22 protein-coding genes are annotated in these 21,240 nt (G+C 68.8%); 21 read left to right on the top strand and 1 reads right to left on the bottom strand.

Features of this window, described 5'->3' with window-relative positions:
* Positions 1 to 49: 49 nt before the first annotated feature.
* From thrC to BJ984_RS14120, 18 genes are all read left to right on the top strand, one after another.
* Positions 50 to 1,135 carry a threonine synthase gene (thrC, locus tag BJ984_RS14205; protein WP_173181710.1) on the top strand — a complete coding sequence of 362 codons (1,086 nt, stop codon included), beginning with the start codon at positions 50 to 52 and terminating at the stop codon, positions 1,133 to 1,135.
* 23 nt (positions 1,136 to 1,158) lie between these two features.
* Positions 1,159 to 2,139, top strand: coding sequence for a homoserine kinase (gene thrB, locus BJ984_RS14200; RefSeq protein WP_373877440.1), 981 nt, complete (start codon positions 1,159 to 1,161; stop codon positions 2,137 to 2,139).
* A 228-nt stretch (positions 2,140 to 2,367) separates the two neighbouring features.
* Entirely contained in the window at positions 2,368 to 4,746 is a 2,379-nt protein-coding gene (rho, locus tag BJ984_RS14195) for a transcription termination factor Rho (RefSeq protein WP_179548554.1), read from the top strand.
* Entirely contained in the window at positions 4,746 to 5,825 is a 1,080-nt protein-coding gene (gene prfA / locus BJ984_RS14190; RefSeq protein ID WP_179548553.1) for a peptide chain release factor 1, read from the top strand. Before rho ends, prfA begins: the two co-directional genes overlap by 1 nt.
* Before the next feature lie 25 nt (positions 5,826 to 5,850).
* On the top strand, positions 5,851 to 6,747 hold the full coding sequence (gene prmC, locus BJ984_RS14185; RefSeq protein ID WP_179548552.1) for a peptide chain release factor N(5)-glutamine methyltransferase: 897 nt from the start codon (positions 5,851 to 5,853) through the stop codon (positions 6,745 to 6,747).
* 66 nt (positions 6,748 to 6,813) lie between these two features.
* Positions 6,814 to 7,005 (top strand): PLDc N-terminal domain-containing protein, encoded by a 192-nt coding sequence (locus BJ984_RS14180; protein ID WP_173181207.1) that lies wholly within the window; start codon positions 6,814 to 6,816, stop codon positions 7,003 to 7,005.
* A gap of 47 nt (positions 7,006 to 7,052) precedes the next feature.
* On the top strand, positions 7,053 to 7,775 hold the full coding sequence (locus BJ984_RS14175) for an L-threonylcarbamoyladenylate synthase (RefSeq protein WP_179548551.1): 723 nt from the start codon (positions 7,053 to 7,055) through the stop codon (positions 7,773 to 7,775).
* 1 nt (position 7,776) lies between these two features.
* The gene (locus tag BJ984_RS14170; protein ID WP_173181205.1) at positions 7,777 to 8,982 is read left to right on the top strand and encodes an MraY family glycosyltransferase; all 1,206 of its coding nucleotides are present in this window, start codon (positions 7,777 to 7,779) and stop codon (positions 8,980 to 8,982) included.
* The gene (locus BJ984_RS14165; RefSeq protein ID WP_179548550.1) at positions 8,979 to 9,467 is read left to right on the top strand and encodes a Cg1360 family ATP-synthase-associated protein; all 489 of its coding nucleotides are present in this window, start codon (positions 8,979 to 8,981) and stop codon (positions 9,465 to 9,467) included. Before BJ984_RS14170 ends, BJ984_RS14165 begins: the two co-directional genes overlap by 4 nt.
* Positions 9,468 to 9,659: 192 nt before the next feature.
* On the top strand, positions 9,660 to 10,451 hold the full coding sequence (gene atpB / locus BJ984_RS14160) for a F0F1 ATP synthase subunit A (protein ID WP_179548549.1): 792 nt from the start codon (positions 9,660 to 9,662) through the stop codon (positions 10,449 to 10,451).
* 95 nt (positions 10,452 to 10,546) lie between these two features.
* Entirely contained in the window at positions 10,547 to 10,735 is a 189-nt protein-coding gene (atpE, locus tag BJ984_RS14155) for an ATP synthase F0 subunit C (RefSeq protein WP_173181709.1), read from the top strand.
* 31 nt (positions 10,736 to 10,766) lie between these two features.
* Positions 10,767 to 11,312 carry a F0F1 ATP synthase subunit B gene (locus BJ984_RS14150; RefSeq protein ID WP_173181202.1) on the top strand — a complete coding sequence of 182 codons (546 nt, stop codon included), beginning with the start codon at positions 10,767 to 10,769 and terminating at the stop codon, positions 11,310 to 11,312.
* Positions 11,313 to 11,316: 4 nt separating this feature from the next.
* Positions 11,317 to 12,114 (top strand): F0F1 ATP synthase subunit delta, encoded by a 798-nt coding sequence (locus tag BJ984_RS14145; protein ID WP_179548548.1) that lies wholly within the window; start codon positions 11,317 to 11,319, stop codon positions 12,112 to 12,114.
* A 53-nt stretch (positions 12,115 to 12,167) separates the two neighbouring features.
* The gene (gene atpA / locus BJ984_RS14140) at positions 12,168 to 13,805 is read left to right on the top strand and encodes a F0F1 ATP synthase subunit alpha (protein ID WP_179548547.1); all 1,638 of its coding nucleotides are present in this window, start codon (positions 12,168 to 12,170) and stop codon (positions 13,803 to 13,805) included.
* A gap of 2 nt (positions 13,806 to 13,807) precedes the next feature.
* Positions 13,808 to 14,710 carry a F0F1 ATP synthase subunit gamma gene (locus BJ984_RS14135; RefSeq protein ID WP_179548546.1) on the top strand — a complete coding sequence of 301 codons (903 nt, stop codon included), beginning with the start codon at positions 13,808 to 13,810 and terminating at the stop codon, positions 14,708 to 14,710.
* A 59-nt stretch (positions 14,711 to 14,769) separates the two neighbouring features.
* Complete coding sequence (gene atpD / locus BJ984_RS14130; protein ID WP_173181198.1) at positions 14,770 to 16,233, top strand: F0F1 ATP synthase subunit beta; 1,464 nt, start codon at positions 14,770 to 14,772, stop codon at positions 16,231 to 16,233.
* Between the two features lie 2 nt (positions 16,234 to 16,235).
* Positions 16,236 to 16,502, top strand: a complete 267-nt coding sequence (locus BJ984_RS14125; protein WP_179548545.1) for a F0F1 ATP synthase subunit epsilon — start codon at positions 16,236 to 16,238, stop codon at positions 16,500 to 16,502.
* Between the two features lie 92 nt (positions 16,503 to 16,594).
* Positions 16,595 to 17,344 (top strand): YaaA family protein, encoded by a 750-nt coding sequence (locus tag BJ984_RS14120; RefSeq protein ID WP_179548544.1) that lies wholly within the window; start codon positions 16,595 to 16,597, stop codon positions 17,342 to 17,344.
* Between the two features lie 54 nt (positions 17,345 to 17,398).
* Here the strand turns inward: BJ984_RS14120 and BJ984_RS14115 are convergent, their stop codons facing one another.
* Positions 17,399 to 17,917, bottom strand: a complete 519-nt coding sequence (locus BJ984_RS14115) for a methylated-DNA--[protein]-cysteine S-methyltransferase (protein ID WP_246306470.1) — start codon at positions 17,915 to 17,917, stop codon at positions 17,399 to 17,401.
* A 160-nt stretch (positions 17,918 to 18,077) separates the two neighbouring features.
* Between BJ984_RS14115 and BJ984_RS14110 the strand changes: the two genes are divergently transcribed.
* The 3 genes from BJ984_RS14110 to BJ984_RS14100 are packed head-to-tail and all read left to right on the top strand — an operon-like array spanning position 18,078 to position 21,229.
* Entirely contained in the window at positions 18,078 to 19,841 is a 1,764-nt protein-coding gene (locus tag BJ984_RS14110; protein ID WP_179548543.1) for a proline--tRNA ligase, read from the top strand.
* A gap of 60 nt (positions 19,842 to 19,901) precedes the next feature.
* Positions 19,902 to 20,900, top strand: coding sequence for a transcription termination factor NusA (gene nusA / locus BJ984_RS14105; protein ID WP_179548542.1), 999 nt, complete (start codon positions 19,902 to 19,904; stop codon positions 20,898 to 20,900).
* A gap of 53 nt (positions 20,901 to 20,953) precedes the next feature.
* Positions 20,954 to 21,229 carry a YlxR family protein gene (locus BJ984_RS14100; RefSeq protein ID WP_179548541.1) on the top strand — a complete coding sequence of 92 codons (276 nt, stop codon included), beginning with the start codon at positions 20,954 to 20,956 and terminating at the stop codon, positions 21,227 to 21,229.
* Positions 21,230 to 21,240 lie beyond the last annotated feature (11 nt).

Genomic DNA, 21,240 nt, shown 5'->3' with positions numbered 1-21,240 from the left:
GGCCGACACCACCGCCCGCATCCCCTCCCACGGCATCGAGTCACGCGGCATCGAGTCACGCCAGTGGCGCGGGGTCCTGCGCGAATACGCCGACCGCCTCGACATCACCGACGCGACGCCCGTCGTCACGCTCGGCGAGGGTGGCACTCCTCTCATCCCGGCCCCGGCACTGTCCGCCCGCACCGGCGCGAAGGTCTACATCAAGTACGAGGGCATGAACCCCACCGGGTCCTTCAAAGACCGCGGCATGACGATGGCCATCTCCAAGGCCGTCGAGCACGGTGCGAAGGCCGTCATCTGCGCCTCCACCGGCAACACCTCCGCCTCGGCGGCCGCCTACGCCACCCACGCCGGCATCACGGCGGCCGTGCTGGTGCCCGAGGGCAAGATCGCGCTCGGCAAGCTGAGCCAGGCCATCGCGCACAACGCGCAGCTCATCCAGGTGCAGGGCAACTTCGACGACTGCCTCGACCTCGCCCGCGAGCTGGCCACGAACTACCCGGTGCACCTCGTCAACTCGGTGAACCCCGACCGCATCGCCGGTCAGAAGACCGCCGCCTACGAGGTCGTCGAGGTGCTGCAGGATGCGCCCGACTTCCACCTGCTGCCGGTCGGCAACGCGGGCAACTACACCGCGTACTCCCGCGGCTACACCGAGGAGCTCGAGCGGGGCGTCACCACGAAGCTGCCCCGCATGTTCGGCTTCCAGGCCTCGGGCAGCGCGCCCATCGTGCTCGGCGAGATCGTGCGCAACCCCGACACCATCGCCAGCGCCATCCGCATCGGCAACCCGGCGTCGTGGGAGCTCGCGATCGCGGCCCGCGAGGCCACCGACGGCTACTTCGGCGCGATCAGCGACGAGCACATCCTCGCGGCGCACCGACTGCTCTCGGCCGAGGTCGGCGTCTTCGTCGAGCCCGCCTCCGCGATCGGTGTGGCCGGTCTGCTGGAGCGTTCCGAGGCCGGGGTCATCCCCGCCGGCGCGACCGTCGTCATCACGGTCACGGGCCACGGCCTGAAGGACCCGCAGTGGGCGCTCCGCACCGCCGACGGCGGCGAGGTCACCCCGACCATCGTCCCCGTCGACGCCGCCGAGGTGGCCGGCGTGCTCGGGCTGCAGAAGGCGGCCCTGTGAGCGCGGCTGCAGAAGGCGGCACTGTGAGCGCGGCTGCGGAAGGCGGCCCGGCGAGCGCGGCCGTCTCGGCCGGTCCCCGGGTGGGCACCTCGGTCACGGTGCGGGTTCCGGCGACCACCGCGAACCTCGGCCCCGGCTTCGACACGCTCGGGCTCGCGCTCGCGCTGTACGACGAGCTCACGGTCACCGTGCGCTCCGAGCCCGGTGTCTTCGTCGACGTGCACGGTGTCGGCGCGGGGGAGGTGCCCACCGACGAGTCGAATCTCGTGGTGCGCGCCATCGCCCACACCTTCGCGGCGCTCGGCCAGGAGATGCCGAACCTCCACCTCGAGGCGCACAACGTCATCCCGCACGGCCGGGGTCTCGGCTCCTCCGGTGCGGCCATCGTCTCGGGCATCATGGCGGCCAAGGGCCTGCTCGAGGGCATCGTCGAGATCGACTCGCTCGGGCTGCTCGCGCTCGCGACCGAGCTCGAGGGCCACCCCGACAACGTAGCTCCGGCCCTCTTCGGCGGCCTCACGATCGCGTGGGTCACGCCCGAGGGCCCGCAGTCGAAGAAGCTGATCGTGCACCGCGGCGTCTCGCCGCTCGTGCTCGTGCCGCACGAGACCATGTCGACGGCGCTGGCCCGGAGCCTCCAGCCGGAATCGGTGCCGCACGCCGACGCCATCTTCAACGTCTCGCGCTCCACGCTCTTGATCGCCGCCCTCATCCAGAGCCCCGAGCTGCTGCTCGCGGCCACGGAGGACAAGCTGCACCAGAGCTACCGGGCCAGCGCCATGCCCGAGACCGACCGGCTCATCCGGGCGCTGCGGGCGGAGGGCTTCCCGGCCGTCGTCTCGGGTGCCGGGCCGAGCATCCTGGTGCTCTGCAGCGACCCCGGACAGCGTCAGGCCGCCGCCGATCTGGTGGCCGCGAAGGCTGCGACACCCTGGGAATCGCTCGTTCTGGCCGTGGACTTCAAAGGTGCTACAGTGGTCGTGCACCCGGAGAATCAGAACTAGCCTCAGTTTTCGCAGATCTGAATATCTGCGCATCTGATGTCTTGTGCATCTGATCACCATCCCTGGTCGCATTTCCTCAACTCATTTCCTGCCGCGTGCAGAGACGTATCCGGCTCGTGTTGCATCCCACCGCATCTGCAGTGTGATTCCTCGCAGCTGTCTGCGTCCCCCTTCCGCAGCAGTTCTCTGCCTCGCCTCTGATGCCGGCAGGGGAAGGACACCATCTCCGTGACTGACGTCAACACCACCCCCGAGCTCTCGACGCTCAAGGTCTCCGAACTGCAGGCCATCGCCGCGCAGCTCGGCATGGCCGGCGCCTCGAAGCTCCGCAAGGGCGAGCTCGTCGAGGCCATCCGCCGTGTGCAGCAGGGCGACGACCTGCCCGCTGCCACCGCGGCCACGCTCGACCTGCCCGTCGATGCGCTCTCCTCCGAGGCACCCGCTGCCGAGGCTCCCGAGGCCGCTGCCGCCGAGGCACCGACTGCCGAGGCCGCTGCGCCTGCTGCGGAGGTGCCCGCCGCCGAAGCACCTGTCGCCGAGGCGCCCGCCGCATCCGCTGAGGCACCGGCCGAGGCGCCGGTCGCCGACCTGGCCGGTCCGATCATCCCCGACGAGCTGCTCCGTGCGGCTCCTTCCACCGGATCGGCCCCCAAGGAGCCGATCGTGATCGAGCTCCCCGAGGGCCCGGTCTCGCCCAAGCGCCGCTCGCGCCGGGTCACCACCGAGCGGGTGAGCGCCGGCGGTCACGCCAACCACGAGAGCGCTGAAGCGCCCATTCTCCCCGCCGGCGACGCGAGCACCGAGGCTGCGGCCGAGGGCGTCACCACCGATCCCGCCGCCGAGCAGGCCGACCAGAGCGAGCAGGCACCTCGTGAGGGTCGCGGCCGTGGTCGCAACCGCCGTGGACGCGGTGGCAATGCCGCCGAGACCGCCGACGGCACTGCCCAGAACGGTCAGCAGCAGAACGGCCAGAACGCTCAGGGTGCACAGAACGCTCAGGCTGCGCAGAACGGCCAGGCCGCGCAGAACGACCGCCAGAACGATCGCGACGACCGCCAGAACGACCGTGGCGAGCGCCAGAACGATCGCGGCAACGACCGCGCCGACCGCCAGAACGGTCAGCAGCAGAAGGACCGCGCCCAGAACGAGCGCGCCAACGACCGCACCGATCGCGGTGACCGCCAGAACGACCGCGGCGCCGACCGCAACGATCGCTCCGACCGCACCGACCGCTCCGAGCGCAGCCAGGGCGAGCCCAGCGAGGCCCGCCAGCAGGAGCAGTTCGACGAGCGCCGCAACGGCGAGCAGGGCGACCGCAGCGAGCGGGGCGCCCGCAACCGCTACCGCGACCGCAAGCGCCGCGGCCAGACCGGCGGCGACGACGTCGAGCCCGAGATCTCCGAGGACGACGTGCTCATCCCCGTGGCGGGCATCCTGGACATCCTGGACAACTACGCCTTCGTGCGCACGAGCGGCTACCTGCCCGGCAACAGCGACGTCTACGTCTCGCTCGGCCAGGTCAAGAAGTACAACCTGCGCAAGGGCGACGCCGTCGTCGGCTCGATCCGTCAGCCCCGCGAGGGCGACTCGAACGGCCGCCAGAAGTACAACGCGATCGTGCGCATCGAGTCGATCAACGGCCTGCCCGTCGACGAGGCGCAGAACCGCGTCGAGTTCGGCAAGCTGACCCCGCTCTACCCCCAGGAGCGCCTGCGCCTGGAGACCGAGCCCGGCAAGCTGACCCAGCGCATCATCGACCTGGTCGCCCCGATCGGCAAGGGCCAGCGCGGCCTCATCGTCGCGCCGCCCAAGGCCGGCAAGACCATCGTGCTGCAGCAGATCGCCAACGCGATCTCGACCAACAACCCCGAGGTGCACCTCATGGTCGTGCTGGTCGACGAGCGGCCCGAAGAGGTCACCGACATGCAGCGCACCGTCAAGGGCGAGGTCATCGCCTCGACCTTCGACCGTCCGGCCGAAGACCACACGACGGTCGCCGAGCTCGCCATCGAGCGCGCCAAGCGCCTGGTGGAGCTCGGTCACGACGTCGTCGTGCTGCTCGACTCGATCACCCGCCTCGGCCGGGCGTACAACCTGGCGTCGCCGGCCTCGGGCCGCATCCTCTCGGGCGGTGTCGACGCCTCGGCGCTCTACCCGCCGAAGCGCTTCTTCGGAGCCGCGCGCAACATCGAGAACGGCGGTTCGCTGACCATCCTCGCCACCGCGCTGGTCGAGACCGGCTCGAAGATGGACGAGGTGATCTTCGAGGAGTTCAAGGGCACCGGCAACTCCGAGCTGCGCCTCTCGCGTCAGCTCGCCGACAAGCGCATCTTCCCGGCGGTCGACGTGAACGCGTCGAGCACCCGTCGCGAGGAGCTCCTGATGGGCGCCGACGAGACCAAGATCACCTGGAAGCTGCGTCGCGCCCTCGCCGGGGTCGACCCCCAGCAGGCGCTGGAGATCGTGCTCGGCCGCCTCAAGGAGACCTCCTCGAACGTGGAGTTCCTGATGCAGGTGCAGAAGTCGATGCCCGCCCCCGCGCAGGGTCACGGCAACCACAGCGCGTCGAACCACAGCAACGGCTTCGGCGCCCACAAGGGCGAGTGATGTTCGAGTCGGTGGCCACGCTGCAGGCCGAGCACGACGACCTGCAGCGCCAGCTGAGCGATCCCGAGCTGCACGGCGATGCGGCGCGCTCCAAGCGCGTCAACCGCCGCTACGCCGAGCTCAGCCGCATCGTGGCCGCGCACACGGCCTGGCAGCAGAGCGTCGACGACCTCGAGGCGGCCCGCGAGCTGGCTTCGGAAGACCAGGCGTTCGCCGACGAGGTGCCGGCGCTCGAGGCGACGGCCGCCGAGAACGAGGAGCGCCTGCGGCGTCTCCTCATCCCGCGCGACCCCGACGACGCCCGCGACGTGATCATGGAGATCAAGGCCGGCGAGGGCGGCGCGGAGAGCATGCTCTTCGTGGCCGATCTGCTGCGCATGTATCTGCACTACGCCGAGTCGAAGGGCTGGAAGACCGAGCTCCTCGAGCGCACCGAGAGCGATCTCGGTGGCTACAAGGACGTGCAGGTCGCCGTCAAGGGCCGCTCGACCGACCCCGCCGAGGGTGTCTGGGCGCACCTGAAGTACGAGGGCGGCGTGCATCGCGTGCAGCGCGTTCCGGCGACCGAGTCGCAGGGGCGCATCCACACCTCCGCCGCGGGCGTGCTCGTCTTCCCCGAGGTCGACGAGCCCGAAGAGGTCGAGATCAGCCCGAACGACCTCAAGATCGACGTCTTCCGCTCCTCCGGCCCCGGCGGCCAGTCGGTGAACACCACCGACTCCGCCGTGCGCATCACCCACCTGCCCACGGGCATCGTGGTCTCGATGCAGAACGAGAAGAGCCAGCTGCAGAACCGCGAGGCCGGCATGCGCGTGCTGCGCGCCCGCATCCTCGCCAAGCAGCAGGAGGAGCTCGACGCCGAGGCCAGCGCCGCGCGCCGCAGTCAGATCCGCACGGTCGACCGCTCGGAGCGCATCCGCACCTACAACTTCCCCGAGAACCGCATCGCCGACCACCGCACCGGATACAAGGCGTACAACCTCGACCAGGTGATGGACGGCGCTCTCGAGCCGATCATCCAGTCCGCCATCACCGCCGACGAGGAGAGCCGTCTGGCCGCCCTCGGCGGCGACGCGTGACGGACGAGTGCTGGACCATCGCAGGATGACCCTCATCGACACCGCGACCGGCGCCCCCGCCACCGTGCGCTCGATCTTCGAGCGCTCGAGCGCGATCCTGCGCGCCAGCGGGGTCACCGACCCGGAGGTCGACGCGGAACTCCTGATCGGGCACGTGCTCGGCGCCTCGCGCGGCCGCGTCCAGTCGCTCGTGGTGACCGATGCGGCCCTCGGCGCCGAGGACACCGTCGCGATCGCCGAGGCGGTCGAGCGCCGCGCGGCCCGCGAGCCGCTGCAGCACATCACCGGGGTCGCGTGGTTCCGCTCGCTCGAGCTCGCGGTCGGCCCCGGGGTCTTCGTGCCCCGCCCCGAGACCGAGTTCGTGGCGCAGCTGGCGATCGACGCCCTGCGCGCCGTGGTTCCCGCGGAGGGCGCGCATCCGCTCGCCGTCGACCTGGGCACGGGCAGCGGGGCCATCGCCCTGTCGCTGGCCACCGAGGTGCCGCACGCCGAGGTCGTGGCGGTCGAGAACTCGACGGCCGCCTTCGTCTGGGCGAAGCAGAACCTGCGCTCGGTGGGCGCCGAGAACGCCCGCATCGTCTTCATCGATCTGGTGGATGCGCTGCCCGAGCTCGATGGAACCGTCGACGTGGTGGCCTCCAATCCGCCCTACATCCCGGTCGGCGCGATCCCGCGCGACCCCGAGGTGCGCCTGCACGACCCCGAGCACGCGCTCTACGGCGGAGTCGACGGACTCGACGTGGTGCGCGATGTCTCCGCGACGGCGAAGCGCCTGCTCCGCCCGGGCGGCAGCCTCGTGATCGAGCACGGCGACCTGCAGGGGGCCGAGATGCGCGCGCTGCTCAGCGGCGACGGCTGGCGGGCCGTGGCCACCCACCGCGACCTCACGGGGCGCGACCGGGCGACCACCGGCATCCGCTGAGTCGGCACCCCCTGAGCCGGCACCAATGAGCCGGCACCCCCGAGCCGGCACCCCTAGAATTCCAGCATGGAACCCATCAGCTTCACATTCGGCATCGTCGGCCTGATCGTCTTCATCGTGACGGTCGTCTCGATCGTCAAGAACCCCAACCACGGCGGGCTCGGCAAGTTCATCTGGATCCTGGTGGCGTTCTTCCTGTCGATCCTCGGCTCGATCCTCTGGCTGATCTTCGGCCGCGGGCGCGTTCCCAAGCGCTGAGCGCCTCCCGGGCCCTTCCGGGCGACCCAGCTATCATTGGTGCTGCAATGGCTTCCCTTTACGACTGCTCCGTGTCCACCGAGCTGCTGAGCGGCATGCGACTCGCCCGCGCCGCGATCGCGCGTGGCGAGCTCGCCGTCATCCCCACCGACACGGTGTACGGGCTGGCCGCCGACGCGTTCCAGCCGCGTGCGGTGCAACGACTGCTCGACGCCAAGGGTCGCACCCGCCAGTCGCCCCCGCCCGTGCTCATCCCGGGTTCGCCGACGCTCGACGCCCTCGCGGTCGGCATCCCGGCCTCGGCGCGCGACCTCGTCGACGCCTTCTGGCCAGGGGGCCTCACGCTCATCCTGCGAGCGACCCCCTCCCTCGCCTGGGATCTCGGCGAGACCGGCGGCACCGTTGCGCTGCGCATGCCGAACGACCCGATCGCCCTCGAGTTGCTCGCCGACACCGGCCCCCTCGCGGTCTCGAGCGCGAACCTCACCGGGCAGCCGGCAGCCGCCACGGCGCATCAGGCGCTCGACATGCTCGGCGACAGCGTCACGGTCTACCTCGACGGGGGAGAGCGGGCGGATGCGGTGGCCTCCACCATCGTCGACGCCACGCGCCCCGACGGCACGCTCCGCGTCGTGCGCCACGGGGCCGTCTCCGAGGAGCGGCTGCGCGAGGTCGTCGGCGAGCTGCTCCTGCCGGCTCCGGGCGACGCGGCTTCCGGCACCCCCGCGCCCGGCAGCCCAGGAGCCAGCACGTCAGGGCCCGGCGCCTGACGTGCGGTTCTACCTCCTCGTCGCCCTCGTCTCCGCCGTCGTCACCTTCGGCCTGACCTGGGTCATCTACAAGCTCAGCCACCGCTACCGGCTGTACCCGAAGATCCGCGAGCGCGACGTGCACACGCGTCCCACGCCGCGGCTCGGCGGCATCGCGATGTTCCTCGGTGTCGTCGTCGCCATCGGGGTCGCCTCGCAGATCAGCTGGTTCCGGCTGGTGTTCGCCGAGCCCGGCAAGGTCTGGGCCATCCTCGGCGCCGCTCTGATCATCGTGGTCATCGGCGTCGCCGACGACATCTGGGACCTCGACTGGCTCACCAAGCTGGCCGGCCAGATCCTCGCCGCCGGGCTCCTGGCCTGGCAGGGCGTGCAGATCCTCTCGCTGCCGATCGGTGACACCCGCGGCATCGGGTCGCCGGCGATGTCGCTGATCATCACGATCCTCGCGGTCGTGCTGGTGATGAACGCGATCAACTTCATCGACGGTCTCGACGGGCTCGTGGCTGGCGTAGCGCTCATCGCGAACGGAGTGTTCTTCCTCTACAGCTACCTCCTCGCCCAGGAGACGTCGCCGACGGACTACTTCAACCTCGCCTCGCTCATCACCGCGGTGCTGATCGGCGCCTGCGCCGGCTTCCTGCCGCTGAACTTCCACCCGGCGAAGCTGTTCATGGGCGACGCCGGCGCACTGCTCGTCGGCCTCCTGATGGCCACCAGCGCCATCGCCGTCACCGGCCAGGTCGACCCCGCGCAGCTCGGCCGTTCGGAGCTGCTGCCGGCGTTCATCCCGATCCTGCTGCCGTTCGCCATCCTGATCATCCCGCTGCTCGACTTCAGCCTCGCGGTGATCCGTCGGCTGCGGGCGGGCAAGAGCCCGTTCAGCGCCGACCGCAAGCACCTGCACCACCGCCTGCTCGACATGGGCCACAGCCACTTGCAGGCCGTGCTGATCTTCTACGCCTGGACGGCCGTCATCTCGATCGGCTGCCTGCTCTTCTTCGTGCTCGATCCGTACTGGCCCGCCTTCATCGTGCTCGGTCTCGGCATCGCGGTCTGCACGGTGCTGACGCTGTCGCCCCTCAGCCGCGCCAAGCGGCGCGAGTTCGCCGCCCAGTCCGCCGACGCGGGCACCCTCGAAGCCCGTGCCAAAGCCGGCGACGACCCGCTCGACGCGGCCGCCGACGACATCAAGGAGTCCACCCCGTGACCGTCAACGAACCCGCACCCGCTCCCGCTCCGCGGGGCAACTACCCGACGCCGTCCTCGACGGGGGTGTTCTCGACGATCCTCAAGTGGGATGCGGTGCTCGCCCTGGTCATCGCCGTCGTCGGGGGAGTGGTCGGCTACCTCGTCGACGGCTGGACGGGGGCGATCAGCGCCCTCATCGGCACGGTGATGGTGCTGGTGTTCGCGGGCATCACCGCGGCGAGCATCCTGGTGGCCAACCGCTTCGCCGCGTCACCGCTGTTCACGACGCTGTTCTTCGTGATCGTGCTCGGCTCGTGGATCGTCAAGTTCGCCCTGTTCATCGTGCTGGTGGTGCTGCTGCGCGGCGCGGACTTCACCAACGACGTCGTGCTGTTCCTCAGCATCGTCGTCGCCGTGATCGGCACCCTCGTGGTCGACGTGGTCGTCGTGGCACGCAGCCGGATGCCCTACGCCTCCGACGTGCGGCTTCCCGGTGGGCAGTGAAGGGCTTCACGATTCGTCAGGATGCCCTAACTCTTGATAGGGTTGTCAAGATCGTTCCGCCGCGGGACAATGCCTTCGCATTCTCTCTGCAGCACCCCTCCCACCCGCTCGTCGTCGCGAGAACTATGAACAGTTCCACGCCCCGAACAGGAGATAGCGCTGATAGCTAACGCTGTGCACCTGCTAGCCCCCATGGCAACCTCCGATGACGGTGGTTTCCACGGCCCGTCCATCGAAGAGTTCTTCCCCGAAGTCATCTTCTTCGCCGACACTCCGTTCGAGATCAACCGCATCATCCTGATCCGCTTCCTCGCGGTGCTGGCGATCGTGCTGATCTTCTGGCTCGGAACCCGGCGCATGAAGGTGGTGCCCGGCCGCTTCCAGTCCATCGTCGAGATGGGGCTCGACTTCGCTCGGGTCAACATCGCCGAAGACCTCCTCGGCAAGAAGGACGGTCGTCGCTTCCTGCCGCTGATCACCACGATCTTCTTCATGGTGCTGTTCATGAACATCACGGGCATCATCCCGTTCCTGAACATCGCCGGAACGTCGGTGATCGGTGTTCCGCTGGTGCTCGCGGTCGTCGCGTGGTTCGCCTTCATCTACGCGGGCATCAAGAAGCACCCCGGTGCCTTCTTCAAGAACGCGCTGTTCCCGCCCGGCGTGCCGAAGGCGCTCTACATCATCGTGACGCCGATCGAGCTGGTCTCGACCTTCATCCTCCGCCCGGTGACGCTGACGCTCCGACTCCTGATGAACATGGTCGTCGGCCACCTGCTCCTGGTGCTGTTCTTCTCGGCCACGCAGTTCTTCTTCTTCACAGCGACGCAGACGAACTTCTTCTACTCGCTGTTCGGCGTCGGCACGCTGGCCTTCGGCTTCGTCTTCACCCTCTTCGAGGTGCTGGTCGCCGTGCTGCAGGCCTACGTCTTCGCTCTTCTCACCACTGTCTACATCCAGCTCGCGCTGGCTGAGGAACACTAAGCGGTTCAGGCGTCCGCCCGAACCACCATCACGAAAGGGAACACAACGTGGCAGATGTATCGATCCTCGCTGAGGTCACCGGCAACGTCGCGACCATGGGCTACGGCCTCGCCGCCATCGGCCCCGCCATCGGCGTGGGCATCGTGGTCGGCAAGACCATCGAAGGCGTCGCCCGCCAGCCCGAGCTCGCCGGCCGTCTCCAGGTGCTGATGTACATCGGTATCGCGTTCACCGAGGCGCTCGCGTTCATCGGTATCGCGACGTACTTCATCTTCACCTCCTAGTAGCCCATCTTCGATCGATAAGGAGGCTGGAATGCTGAACGCAATTCTGGCTGCTGGCGAAGAAGGCACGAACCCGCTCATCCCGGCGCCATATGACATCATCTGGTCGGCCGTGTGCTTCGTCGTCATCCTCTTCTTCTTCTGGAGGCTCGTGCTTCCGCGCATGAAGAAGCTCCTCGACGAGCGGTCCGCCGCGATCGAGGGAAACATGGAGAAGGCCGACGAGGCCCAGCGCGAGGCGGAGGCTGCCCTCCAGCAGTACACCGCCCAGCTGGCCGAGGCACGCGCCGAGGCCGCGAAGATCCGTGAGCAGGCCCGTGTCGACGCCCAGCGCATCGGCGCCGAGGTCACCGCTCAGGCTCAGAACGAGGCCGAGCGCACCAAGGCGAACGCCCAGGTCGCGATCGAGGCCGACCGTCAGGCGGCCCTCGTGTCCCTGCGCTCGGAGGTCGGCTCGCTGGCCATCGACCTCGCATCGGGTGTCGTGGGCGAGTCCCTCTCCGACGACGCGAAGGCGACGGCCCTGGTCGACCGCTTCCTCGCCGACCTCGAGGCCGACACCTCGGGAAAGAAGTAGCACCATGGGTAGCGCGACCAGAGAAGCCCTCGCCGGCGCCACCGCTCGTCTGTCGAGCGTGGCCGGCGCGGTCGATCTGGCCACGGGAGAAGAGCTCTTCGCCGCTGGTCGGATCATCGGAGATTCGTCGCACCTGCTGGCAGCCCTCTCCGACCCCGGAGTGGAGCCGGCGGCCAAGGCGGCGCTCGTGCGCCGCCTGTTCGGCACCGGCTACAGCGCGACCACGGTCGACCTGCTCGACACCGTGGTCGCCAGCCGCTGGTCGTCGAAGAACGACCTCCTCGCGGGCATCGAGGAGCTCGGCATCCGTGCCGTGGCCTTCTCGGCGCCCTCGTCGATGTCGATCGACCGCGAGCTGTTCGAGTTCGCCCGCGCGGTGACGAGCGACTCGTCGCTCGAGCTCGCACTCGGGTCGAAGCTCGGCTCCACGGAGCAGAAGCGCGGCCTCGTCGAGCGTCTGCTCGGCGGGCGTGCCTCGGAGCAGACCGTCGCGATCGTCCGTCAGCTGGTCACCCAGCCGCGCGGCCGGCGCATCGGCGAACTCATCCGCTACGCCTCCACGATCGTGGCCGACGAGGCCGGTTCGCGGGTGGCGACGGTGACCGTCGCGACTCCGCTGAGCTCCGACCGCATCGCCCGGCTCGAGAAGGCCCTCACCGGCAGCTATCGCGTGCCGGTGCGGATCAACCAGGTGATCGACCCCACGGTGGTGGGCGGTGTCCGCATCCAGATCGGTGACGACGTCATCGACGGGAGCGTCGCGACGCGCATCAACGATTTGAGACTTCAGCTCGCTGGCTAATCAGAGGGCACAGGAACACACTGGGGGCATACCCCATCAGAAAAGGGAAAACGATGGCTGAACTTACGATCCGCCCCGATGAGATCCGCGACGCTCTCAAAGACTTCGTCGCCGCCTACGAGCCCGGCAAGGCCTCGACGACCGAGGTCGGCTACGTCATCGACGCCGCCGACGGCATCGCGCACGTCGAGGGCCTCCCCGGTGTGATGGCCAACGAGCTGATCCGCTTCTCCGACGGCACGCTGGGCCTCGCCCAGAACCTCGACGAGGACGAGATCGGTGTCATCGTGCTCGGTGAGTTCACCGGCATCGAAGAGGGCCAGGAAGTCACCCGCACGGGTGAGGTGCTCTCGGTCCCCGTGGGCGACAACTACCTCGGCCGCGTCGTCGACCCGCTCGGCAACCCGATCGACGGTCTCGGCGAGATCGTCGCCGAGGGCCGCCGCGAGCTCGAGCTCCAGGCGCCGGGCGTCATGTCCCGCAAGAGCGTGCACGAGCCCATGCAGACCGGTATCAAGGCCATCGACGCCATGATCCCGATCGGCCGCGGCCAGCGCCAGCTGATCATCGGCGACCGCCAGACCGGCAAGACGGCCATCGCGATCGACACGATCATCAACCAGAAGGCCAACTGGGACTCCGGCGACGTCAACAAGCAGGTCCGCTGCATCTATGTCGCGATCGGCCAGAAGGGCTCGACCATCGCCTCGGTGCGCGGTGCCCTCGAAGACGCCGGAGCGATGGAGTACACCACCATCGTCGCGTCGCCGGCCTCCGACCCCGCGGGCTTCAAGTACCTGGCGCCCTACACCGGCTCGGCCATCGGCCAGCACTGGATGTACGGCGGCAAGCACGTCCTGATCATCTTCGACGACCTGTCCAAGCAGGCCGAGGCCTACCGCGCCGTGTCGCTGCTGCTGCGCCGTCCGCCGGGACGCGAGGCGTACCCCGGTGACGTCTTCTACCTGCACTCGCGTCTGCTCGAGCGCTGCGCGAAGCTGTCCGACGAGCTGGGCGCCGGCTCGATGACCGGTCTGCCGATCATCGAGACCAAGGCGAACGACGTCTCGGCGTACATCCCGACCAACGTGATCTCGATCACCGACGGCCAGATCTTCCTGCAGTCCGACCTGTTCAACGCCAACCAGCGCCCCGCTGTCGACGTCGGCATCTCGGTCTCGCGAGTGGGTGGCGACGCCCAGGTCAAGTCGATCAAGTCGGTCTCCGGAACGCTGAAGCTCGAGCTCGCCCAGTACCGCTCGCTCGAGGCCTTCGCGATGTTCGCGTCCGACCTCGACGCCGCGTCGCGCCGTCAGCTCGCCCGAGGCGCCCGTCTCACCGAGCTGCTCAAGCAGCCGCAGTACTCGCCGTTCCCCGTCGAGCAGCAGGTCGTCTCGATCTGGGCCGGCACCAAGGGCAAGCTGGACGAGGTCCCGGTCGAGGACATCCTCCGCTTCGAGGCCGAGCTGCTCGAGTTCGTCGGTCGCACGACCGACATCCTCACCACGCTCCGCGAGACCAACAAGCTTGACGACGACACCGTCGCGGCGCTGGACAAGGCGGTCGACCAGTTCAAGCTCGAGTTCCAGACGGGTGAGGGCAAGCCGCTCGCCTCGGTGGGCAAGGAGCAGTTCCAGGCGACCGACAAGGCCGACGTCGGCCAGGAGAAGATCGTGAAGGGTCGCCGCTAAGCATGGGCGCTCAGCTCAGGGTCTATCGGTCGAGGATCAAATCGGCCCAGACGACCAAGAAGATCACGAGGGCCATGGAGCTGATCTCCGCCTCGCGCATCCAGAAGGCGCAGCAGCGCGTGGCCGCCTCGGCCCCGTACTCCCGCGCCATCACGCGAGCGGTGTCGGCGGTGGCGACGTACTCCAACGTCGACCACCCGCTGACCAGCGAGCGGGAGAAGCTCGACACCGCCGCCGTGGTGGTCTTCACCTCCGACCGCGGTCTCGCCGGTGCCTTCTCCTCCTCGATCCTGAAGGAGGCGGAGCAGCTGGCCGAGCTCCTGCGGAGCGAGGGCAAGAACGTCGTCTTCTACCTCGTCGGCCGCAAGGCGGTGGGCTACTTCAGCTTCCGCAAGCGTGCGAGCGTGAAGGCCTGGACGGGTGGAACCGACCAGCCCCAGTTCGAGACCGCTAAAGAGATCGCCGACGCGGTGGTCGAGGCCTACAACCTCGACGACCAGGAGGGCGGGGTCGACGAGATCCACCTCGTCTACAACCGCTTCGTGAGCATGGTCAGCCAGGTTCCCGAGGTCGTGCGTCTGCTCCCGCTCGAGATCGTCGAGGGCGAAGCCCCCGTCGAGCCCTCGAACGAGGTCTACCCGCTGTACGAGTTCGAGCCCGACGCGGCCACCGTGCTGGATGCCCTGCTCCCGATCTACGTCGAGAGCCGTATCTTCAACGCGATGCTGCAGTCGGCCGCCGCCGAGCACGCCGCACGTCAGAAGGCCATGAAGTCGGCCTCCGACAACGCCGACAACCTGATCCGCGACTTCACGCGTCTGGCCAACAACGCCCGCCAGTCCGAGATCACGCAGCAGATTTCCGAAATCGTCGGCGGGGCCGACGCCTTGGCCTCGGCCAAGTAAGCGACCCGGCCTCCGCCAGTAGTCACAGAGCCAAGTAGACACAGAGAAAAGAGAGCACAATGACTGACACTGTCATCGCGCCGACCAAGGCGGAGGAGACTCCGCAGGGAGTCGGCCGCGTCGCACGCGTCACGGGTCCGGTGGTCGACATCGAGTTCCCGCACGACTCCATCCCCGAGGTCTACAACGCCCTCAAGACGACGATCGTCATCGGCGAGCACCGCGCCGAGATCACGCTCGAGGTCGCTCAGCACCTCGGCGACGACCTGGTGCGCGCCATCGCCCTGAACCCGACCGACGGTCTCGTCCGCGGCCAGGAGGTGCGCGACACCGGTGCCGCCATCTCGGTTCCCGTCGGCGACGTCACCAAGGGCAAGGTCTTCAATGTGATCGGTGAGGTGCTGAACGCAGCCCCCGGCGAGAAGATCGAGATCACCGAGCGCTGGCCCATCCACCGCAAGCCCCCGGCCTTCGACCAGCTGGAGTCGAAGACCTCGCTCTTCGAGACCGGCATCAAGTCGATCGACCTCCTGACCCCCTACGTGCTGGGTGGAAAGATCGGACTCTTCGGTGGTGCGGGCGTCGGCAAGACGGTCCTCATCCAGGAGATGATCCAGCGTGTCGCCCAGGACCACGGTGGTGTGTCGGTGTTCGCCGGTGTCGGTGAGCGCACCCGTGAGGGCAACGACCTCATCGCCGAGATGGAGGAGGCGGGCGTCTTCGACAAGACCGCCCTCGTCTTCGGCCAGATGGACGAGCCGCCGGGAACGCGTCTCCGCGTCGCCCTGTCGGCGCTGACGATGGCGGAGTACTTCCGCGACGTGCAGAACCAGGACGTGCTGCTGTTCATCGACAACATCTTCCGCTTCACGCAGGCGGGCTCCGAGGTGTCGACGCTGCTCGGCCGCATGCCCTCCGCGGTGGGCTACCAGCCGAACCTCGCCGACGAGATGGGTGTGCTCCAGGAGCGCATCACCTCGACGCGCGGTCACTCGATCACCTCGCTGCAGGCGATCTACGTGCCGGCCGACGACTACACCGACCCGGCTCCGGCGACCACGTTCGCCCACCTCGACGCCACCACCGAGCTCTCGCGGGAGATCGCGTCGAAGGGCCTGTACCCGGCCATCGACCCGCTCACCTCGACCTCGCGCATCATGGACCCGCGTTACTTGGGCGCCGACCACTACCGTGTCGCGACCAACGTGAAGCAGATCCTGCAGAAGAACAAGGAGCTGCAGGAGATCATCGCGATCCTCGGTGTCGACGAGCTCTCCGAGGAAGACAAGATCACCGTGTCGCGGGCCCGTCGCATCCAGCAGTTCCTCTCGCAGAACACCTATATGGCGAAGAAGTTCACCGGTGTCGAGGGTTCCACGGTTCCGCTGAAGGACACGATCGAGTCGTTCGACGCGATCACCAAGGGCGAGTTCGACCACGTGGCGGAGCAGGCGTTCTTCAACGTCGGCCCCATCACCGACGTCGAGGAGAAGTGGGCTCAGATCCAGAAGGAGAACGGCTGATCATGGCCCGACCCCTGAACGTCAGCGTCGTTTCGGCAGACCAGCAGATCTGGGCCGGTGAGGCCTCGATGGTCGTCGCCAAGACCGTCGAGGGCGAGATCGGCATCCTGGCCGGTCACGAGCCGATGCTCGCGATCCTCGCCGCCGGTGAGGTGCGCGTGAACGCGACGAGCGGAGAGCGCCTCGTGGCGCGTGCCGACGACGGGTTCCTCTCGGTCGAGAACGACACCGTCACGATCGTCGCCCGCGACGCCGAGCTGATCAAGTAGTCACCCTCCGAAGGCCGTCGTCCCCGCTCCTCGTGAGCCGGGGCCGGCGGTCTTCGGCATTCCCGCGCGCTTCGTGTGCAGAAAGGCTCCGGATGCTCGTCCTGCTCCCGCCCTCGGAGACCAAGCACGACGGGGGAGACGGCCCTCCGCTCGATCTCGCCGCCCTGTCGCACCCGGGCCTCACCCCGACCCGCCGCGCCACCGTGCGCCGCCTGAAGCAGCTCAGCCGCGACCGCGAGGAGTCGCTCAAGCGCCTGAAGCTCGGCCCGAAGCTCGCCTCCGAGGTGGAGCGCAACCGTGCCCTGACGATCTCACCCACCTTGCCCGCGATGGACCGCTACACGGGTGTGCTCTACGAGGCCTTCGACGCGCCCTCGCTCGACGCCTCCGCCCGCTCGTTCGCCGCCCAGCACGTGCGCATCCACTCGGCGCTGTTCGGCCTCGTCGGCGCCGGGGACCCGGTGCCGGCCTACCGTCTCTCGCACGACTCGCGACTCGAGGGCGACAGCCTGAAGGCCACCTGGGGCGCACCGATCTCGAAGGCGCTGCTGGCCCACCGCGACGAGCTCGTGCTCGACCTGCGCTCGGAGGCCTACGTGCACCTCGGCCCCGTGCCCGCGGCGGTCACCCGCGGCCACTTCCTGCGCGTGGTCAGCGAGGGCCCCGATGGCGTCACGCGCGCCCTGAACCACTTCAACAAGAAGGGCAAGGGCGAGCTCGTGCGTGCACTCGTGCAGCACGGCACCGACTTCGCGGAGGTGGACGAGCTGATCGCGTGGGGGAGCGCGACCGGTCATCGTCTCTCGCTCGCGCCCTCGGGCGAGCTGGTGCTGGAGGTCTGAACTCGCTCTCGGGGTCTGAAGCTGGCCTTGGAGGCCTGGACACAGTCATCGCCGTCAGCCCGCCGCGAAGGCGATGGACTCGTGCGCGAGCAGCCACGCCTTGGTCGGGACGCCCTCGCCGTGGCTCCAGCCGGTGATGCGCCCCGCCACCGAGAGCACGCGATGGCAGCCGACGAGCAGTGGCGTCGGGTTCAGCGCCACGGCCCCGCCGACCGCGCGCCCGGCCCCGGCTTTGCCGACCGCCCGGGCGATGGCCCCGTAGTCGGTGGGCTCGCCCCAGCCGAGCGCGGCGAGCTCCTGCCACACTGCTACCTGGAACGGCGTGCCGCGATGCGCGAGAGGCACCGTGAACCGCTGCCGACTGCCCTCGAAGTAGTCGAGCAGCTGCGCGATCGCCTCGTCGGCGACCGTGTCGGAATCGAAGACGAGCCCGTCGTGCGGCAGCGCCCCGGCCGCCTCGAGCGCGACACGGGTGACGGCCTCGCCGTCGCTCACGACCTCGACCCGGCCGATCGGGGTCGTGCAGCGCTGCAGGAACGGCGCGGCAGCCCGCAGCTGAATCAGAGTGTCCATGCCGTGAGGGTAGGGCGCCCTCGTCGGCCGCCGAGGTGTGGGGCGGTGATCTGTGGAGAGGGACGAGCATCCGTCGCTCTGTGGAGGAGGGATAACGGGAGTTGTGCACAGCTGCGGTGGCCGATGTGAGCGCGTCGGCGGGGCTGGCTAGAGTGGGTGCGTGCCTACTCGCCTGTCCAACTACTTCCTCCGCACGCTGCGGGAATCGCCCTCCGACGCTGAGGTCGCGAGCCATGTGCTGCTCGTGCGCGCCGGCTACATCCGACGCCAGGCGCCGGGCATCTTCGCCTGGCTGCCGCTGGGCCTCCGGGTGAAGGCGAAGATCGAGGCGATCATCCGCGAGGAGATGGAGGCCGCCGGCGCCTTCGAGGTGCACTTCCCCGCGCTGTTGCCCAAGGAGCCCTACGAGGTCACCGGCCGCTACACCGAGTACGGTCCCGGCATGTTCCGGCTCTCCGACCGCAAGGACGCGGGCTACGTGCTCGCGCCCACGCACGAGGAGGTCTTCACCCTGCTCGTGAAAGACCTCTACAACAGCTACAAAGACCTTCCGCTGTCGATCTACCAGATCCAGGACAAGTACCGCGACGAGGCCCGGCCCCGAGCCGGCCTCCTGCGCGGCCGCGAGTTCACGATGAAAGACGCGTACTCGTTCGACTACACCGACGCCGGGCTCGACACGAGCTACCAGGCCCAGCGCGACGCCTACGAGCGCATCTTCACGCGCCTCGGCCTCGAGTACGTGATCGTGAAGGCCGACGCGGGCGCCATGGGCGGCTCGAAGAGTGAGGAGTTCCTGCACCCCACGCCCGTCGGTGAAGACACCTTCGTGCGCTCGGCCGGCGGCTACGCGGCCAACGTCGAGGCGTTCACCACGCTCGCACCCGAGCCGCGCTCGTTCGAGGGCCTCACCCCGGCCGAGGTGCACGACACCCCCGAGACGCCCACCATCCAGACGCTCGTCGACGCGGCCAACGCTTCGCACCCCCGGCCCGACGGCCGGTCGTGGACGGCGGCCGACACGCTGAAGAACGTCGTGCTCGCCCTCGTGAACCTCGACGGCACCCGCGAGGTCGTCGTCGTCGGTCTCCCCGGTGACCGCGAGGTCGACCTCAAGCGCGCCGAAGTCGCCTTCGCACCCGCCGAGGTCGAGGCGGCCACGGAGGCCGACTTCGCCAAGAACCCCGGCCTGGTCAAGGGCTACATCGGGCCCTGGACGCCCGAGGGTGCGGTGCTCGGCGAGGAGTCGAGCACGGGTATCCGCTACCTCGTCGACCCCCGGGTGGTCGACGGCAGCGGCTGGATCACCGGCGCGAACGTGCACGGCAAGCATGTGTTCGGCCTCGTGGCCGGGCGCGACTTCACCGCCGACGGCACCGTCGAGGTGGCCGAGGTGCGGCCGGGCGACCCCGCTCCCGACGGGTCGGGGCCGGTGGAGCTCGCCCGCGGCATGGAGATCGGCCACGTCTTCCAGCTCGGCCGCAAGTACGCCGAGGCGCTGGGCCTCAAGGTGCTCGACGAGAACGGCAAGCTCGTCACGGTGACGATGGGCTCCTACGGGATCGGCGTCACGCGCATCCTCGCCATCATCGCGGAGCTGAACAACGACGAGAAGGGCCTCATCTGGCCGCCGTCGGTCGCCCCCTTCGACGTGCACGTAATCGCGACGGGGCGGGACGCCGAGATCTACCAGGCGGCCGAGTCGGTCGTCGCCGACCTCGAGGCGAAGGGCCTCGACGTGCTCTTCGACGACCGCCCCAAGGTGAGCCCCGGCGTGAAGTTCGGCGACGCCGAGCTGATCGGCGTTCCGCGCATCGTGATCGTCGGCCGCGGGGTCGCCGAGGGCGTCGTCGAGCTGTGGGATCGGGCGACGGGGGAGCGCACCCAGGTCGCGCTGGATGACGTCGCCGCGAGCTTCGGGTAGTCTTTCCGTTTGACCGCCGGAGACATCGGCGGCGACAGATCTGAACAGAGGAGGCCGGAAGTGGACATCGACCTCAGCGTCTTACGCCTCTTGGAGCGTGAACGAGAGATTCCCTTCGAGGAACTCGTGGGAATCATCGAGCAGGCGATCCTGACCGCATTCCTCAAGCACACCGACCGCCCGGCGACCACCGAGGACGGCACCGACTCGGCGCGCGTGCACCTCGACCGCAAGACGGGTCACATCGGCATCTTCGTGCCCGAGCTCGACGAGGACGGCGTGCTCATCGGCGAGGCCGAGGAGAACCCGAGCGACTTCGGCCGCATCGCCGCCTTCGCCGCCAAACAGGTCATCAACCAGCGGCTGCGCGACATCGGCGACGACAAGGTGCTCGGCGAGTTCAAGGGCCGTGAGGGCGACATCGTCGCGGGCGTCATCCAGCAGGGCCCCAACCCGCGGATGATCCACGTCGACCTCGGCACGATCGAGGCCATCATGCCCCCCGAGGAGCAGGTGCCGGGCGAGGTCTACGCGCACGGCTCGCGCATCCGCGTGTACGTCACGAGCGTCGCCAAGGGGCCGAAGGGTCCGTCGATCACCGTCTCGCGCACGCACCCGTCGCTCGTACGCAAGCTCTTCGCCCTCGAGGTGCCCGAGATCGCTTCGGGCGTCGTGGAGATCGTCTCGCTCGCCCGCGAGGCCGGCCACCGCACGAAGATCGCGGTGCGGGCCACGGAGCCCGGTGTGAACGCCAAGGGCGCCTGCATCGGTGAGCTGGGCCAGCGTGTCCGGGCCGTCACGTCCGAGCTCGGTGCCGAGAAGATCGACATCGTCGACTACTCGGAAGACCTGCCGACCTTCGTCGCCAACGCGCTCTCGCCTGCCAAGGTCTCGAGCGCCTTCGTGATCGATCAGGCCACCAAGGCCGTGCGCGCCCTGGTGCCCGACTACCAGCTCTCGCTGGCCATCGGCAAGGAGGGTCAGAACGCCCGACTCGCCGCGAAGCTCACGGGCGCGAAGATCGACATCCAGCCCGACAGCATCCTCGACGGCGACTGATCGGCGCACGTCCGGAGCGGGCCCCGACGGCCGCTCCGGGAATATGGAGTACCATGGAACCCGTTAGAACGTGCGTCGGATGTCGTGCGCGCGCCTCACGGTCCTCTTTGCTGAGGGTCGTCGCCAGGAACGTCGTTCCTGTTGGACAAGCTCTGGTCGTCGATGAGACGGCCACACTTCCCGGGCGAGGCGCATGGTTGCATCCGACACTCGCGTGCTTCCACCTCGCGGTCACGCGTCGCGTTTTCGGGCGTGCGCTCCGGGTGGACGGAACACTCGAGACGACAACATTAGAGAACAGGCTGAACGGCACCGTGAACCATGAGTGACAACTGATGAG

The organism is Herbiconiux flava, assembly GCF_013409865.1.
In the GTDB taxonomy this organism is placed as follows: domain Bacteria; phylum Actinomycetota; class Actinomycetes; order Actinomycetales; family Microbacteriaceae; genus Herbiconiux; species Herbiconiux flava.
This window is presented reverse-complemented; position numbering and strand designations above follow the sequence as displayed.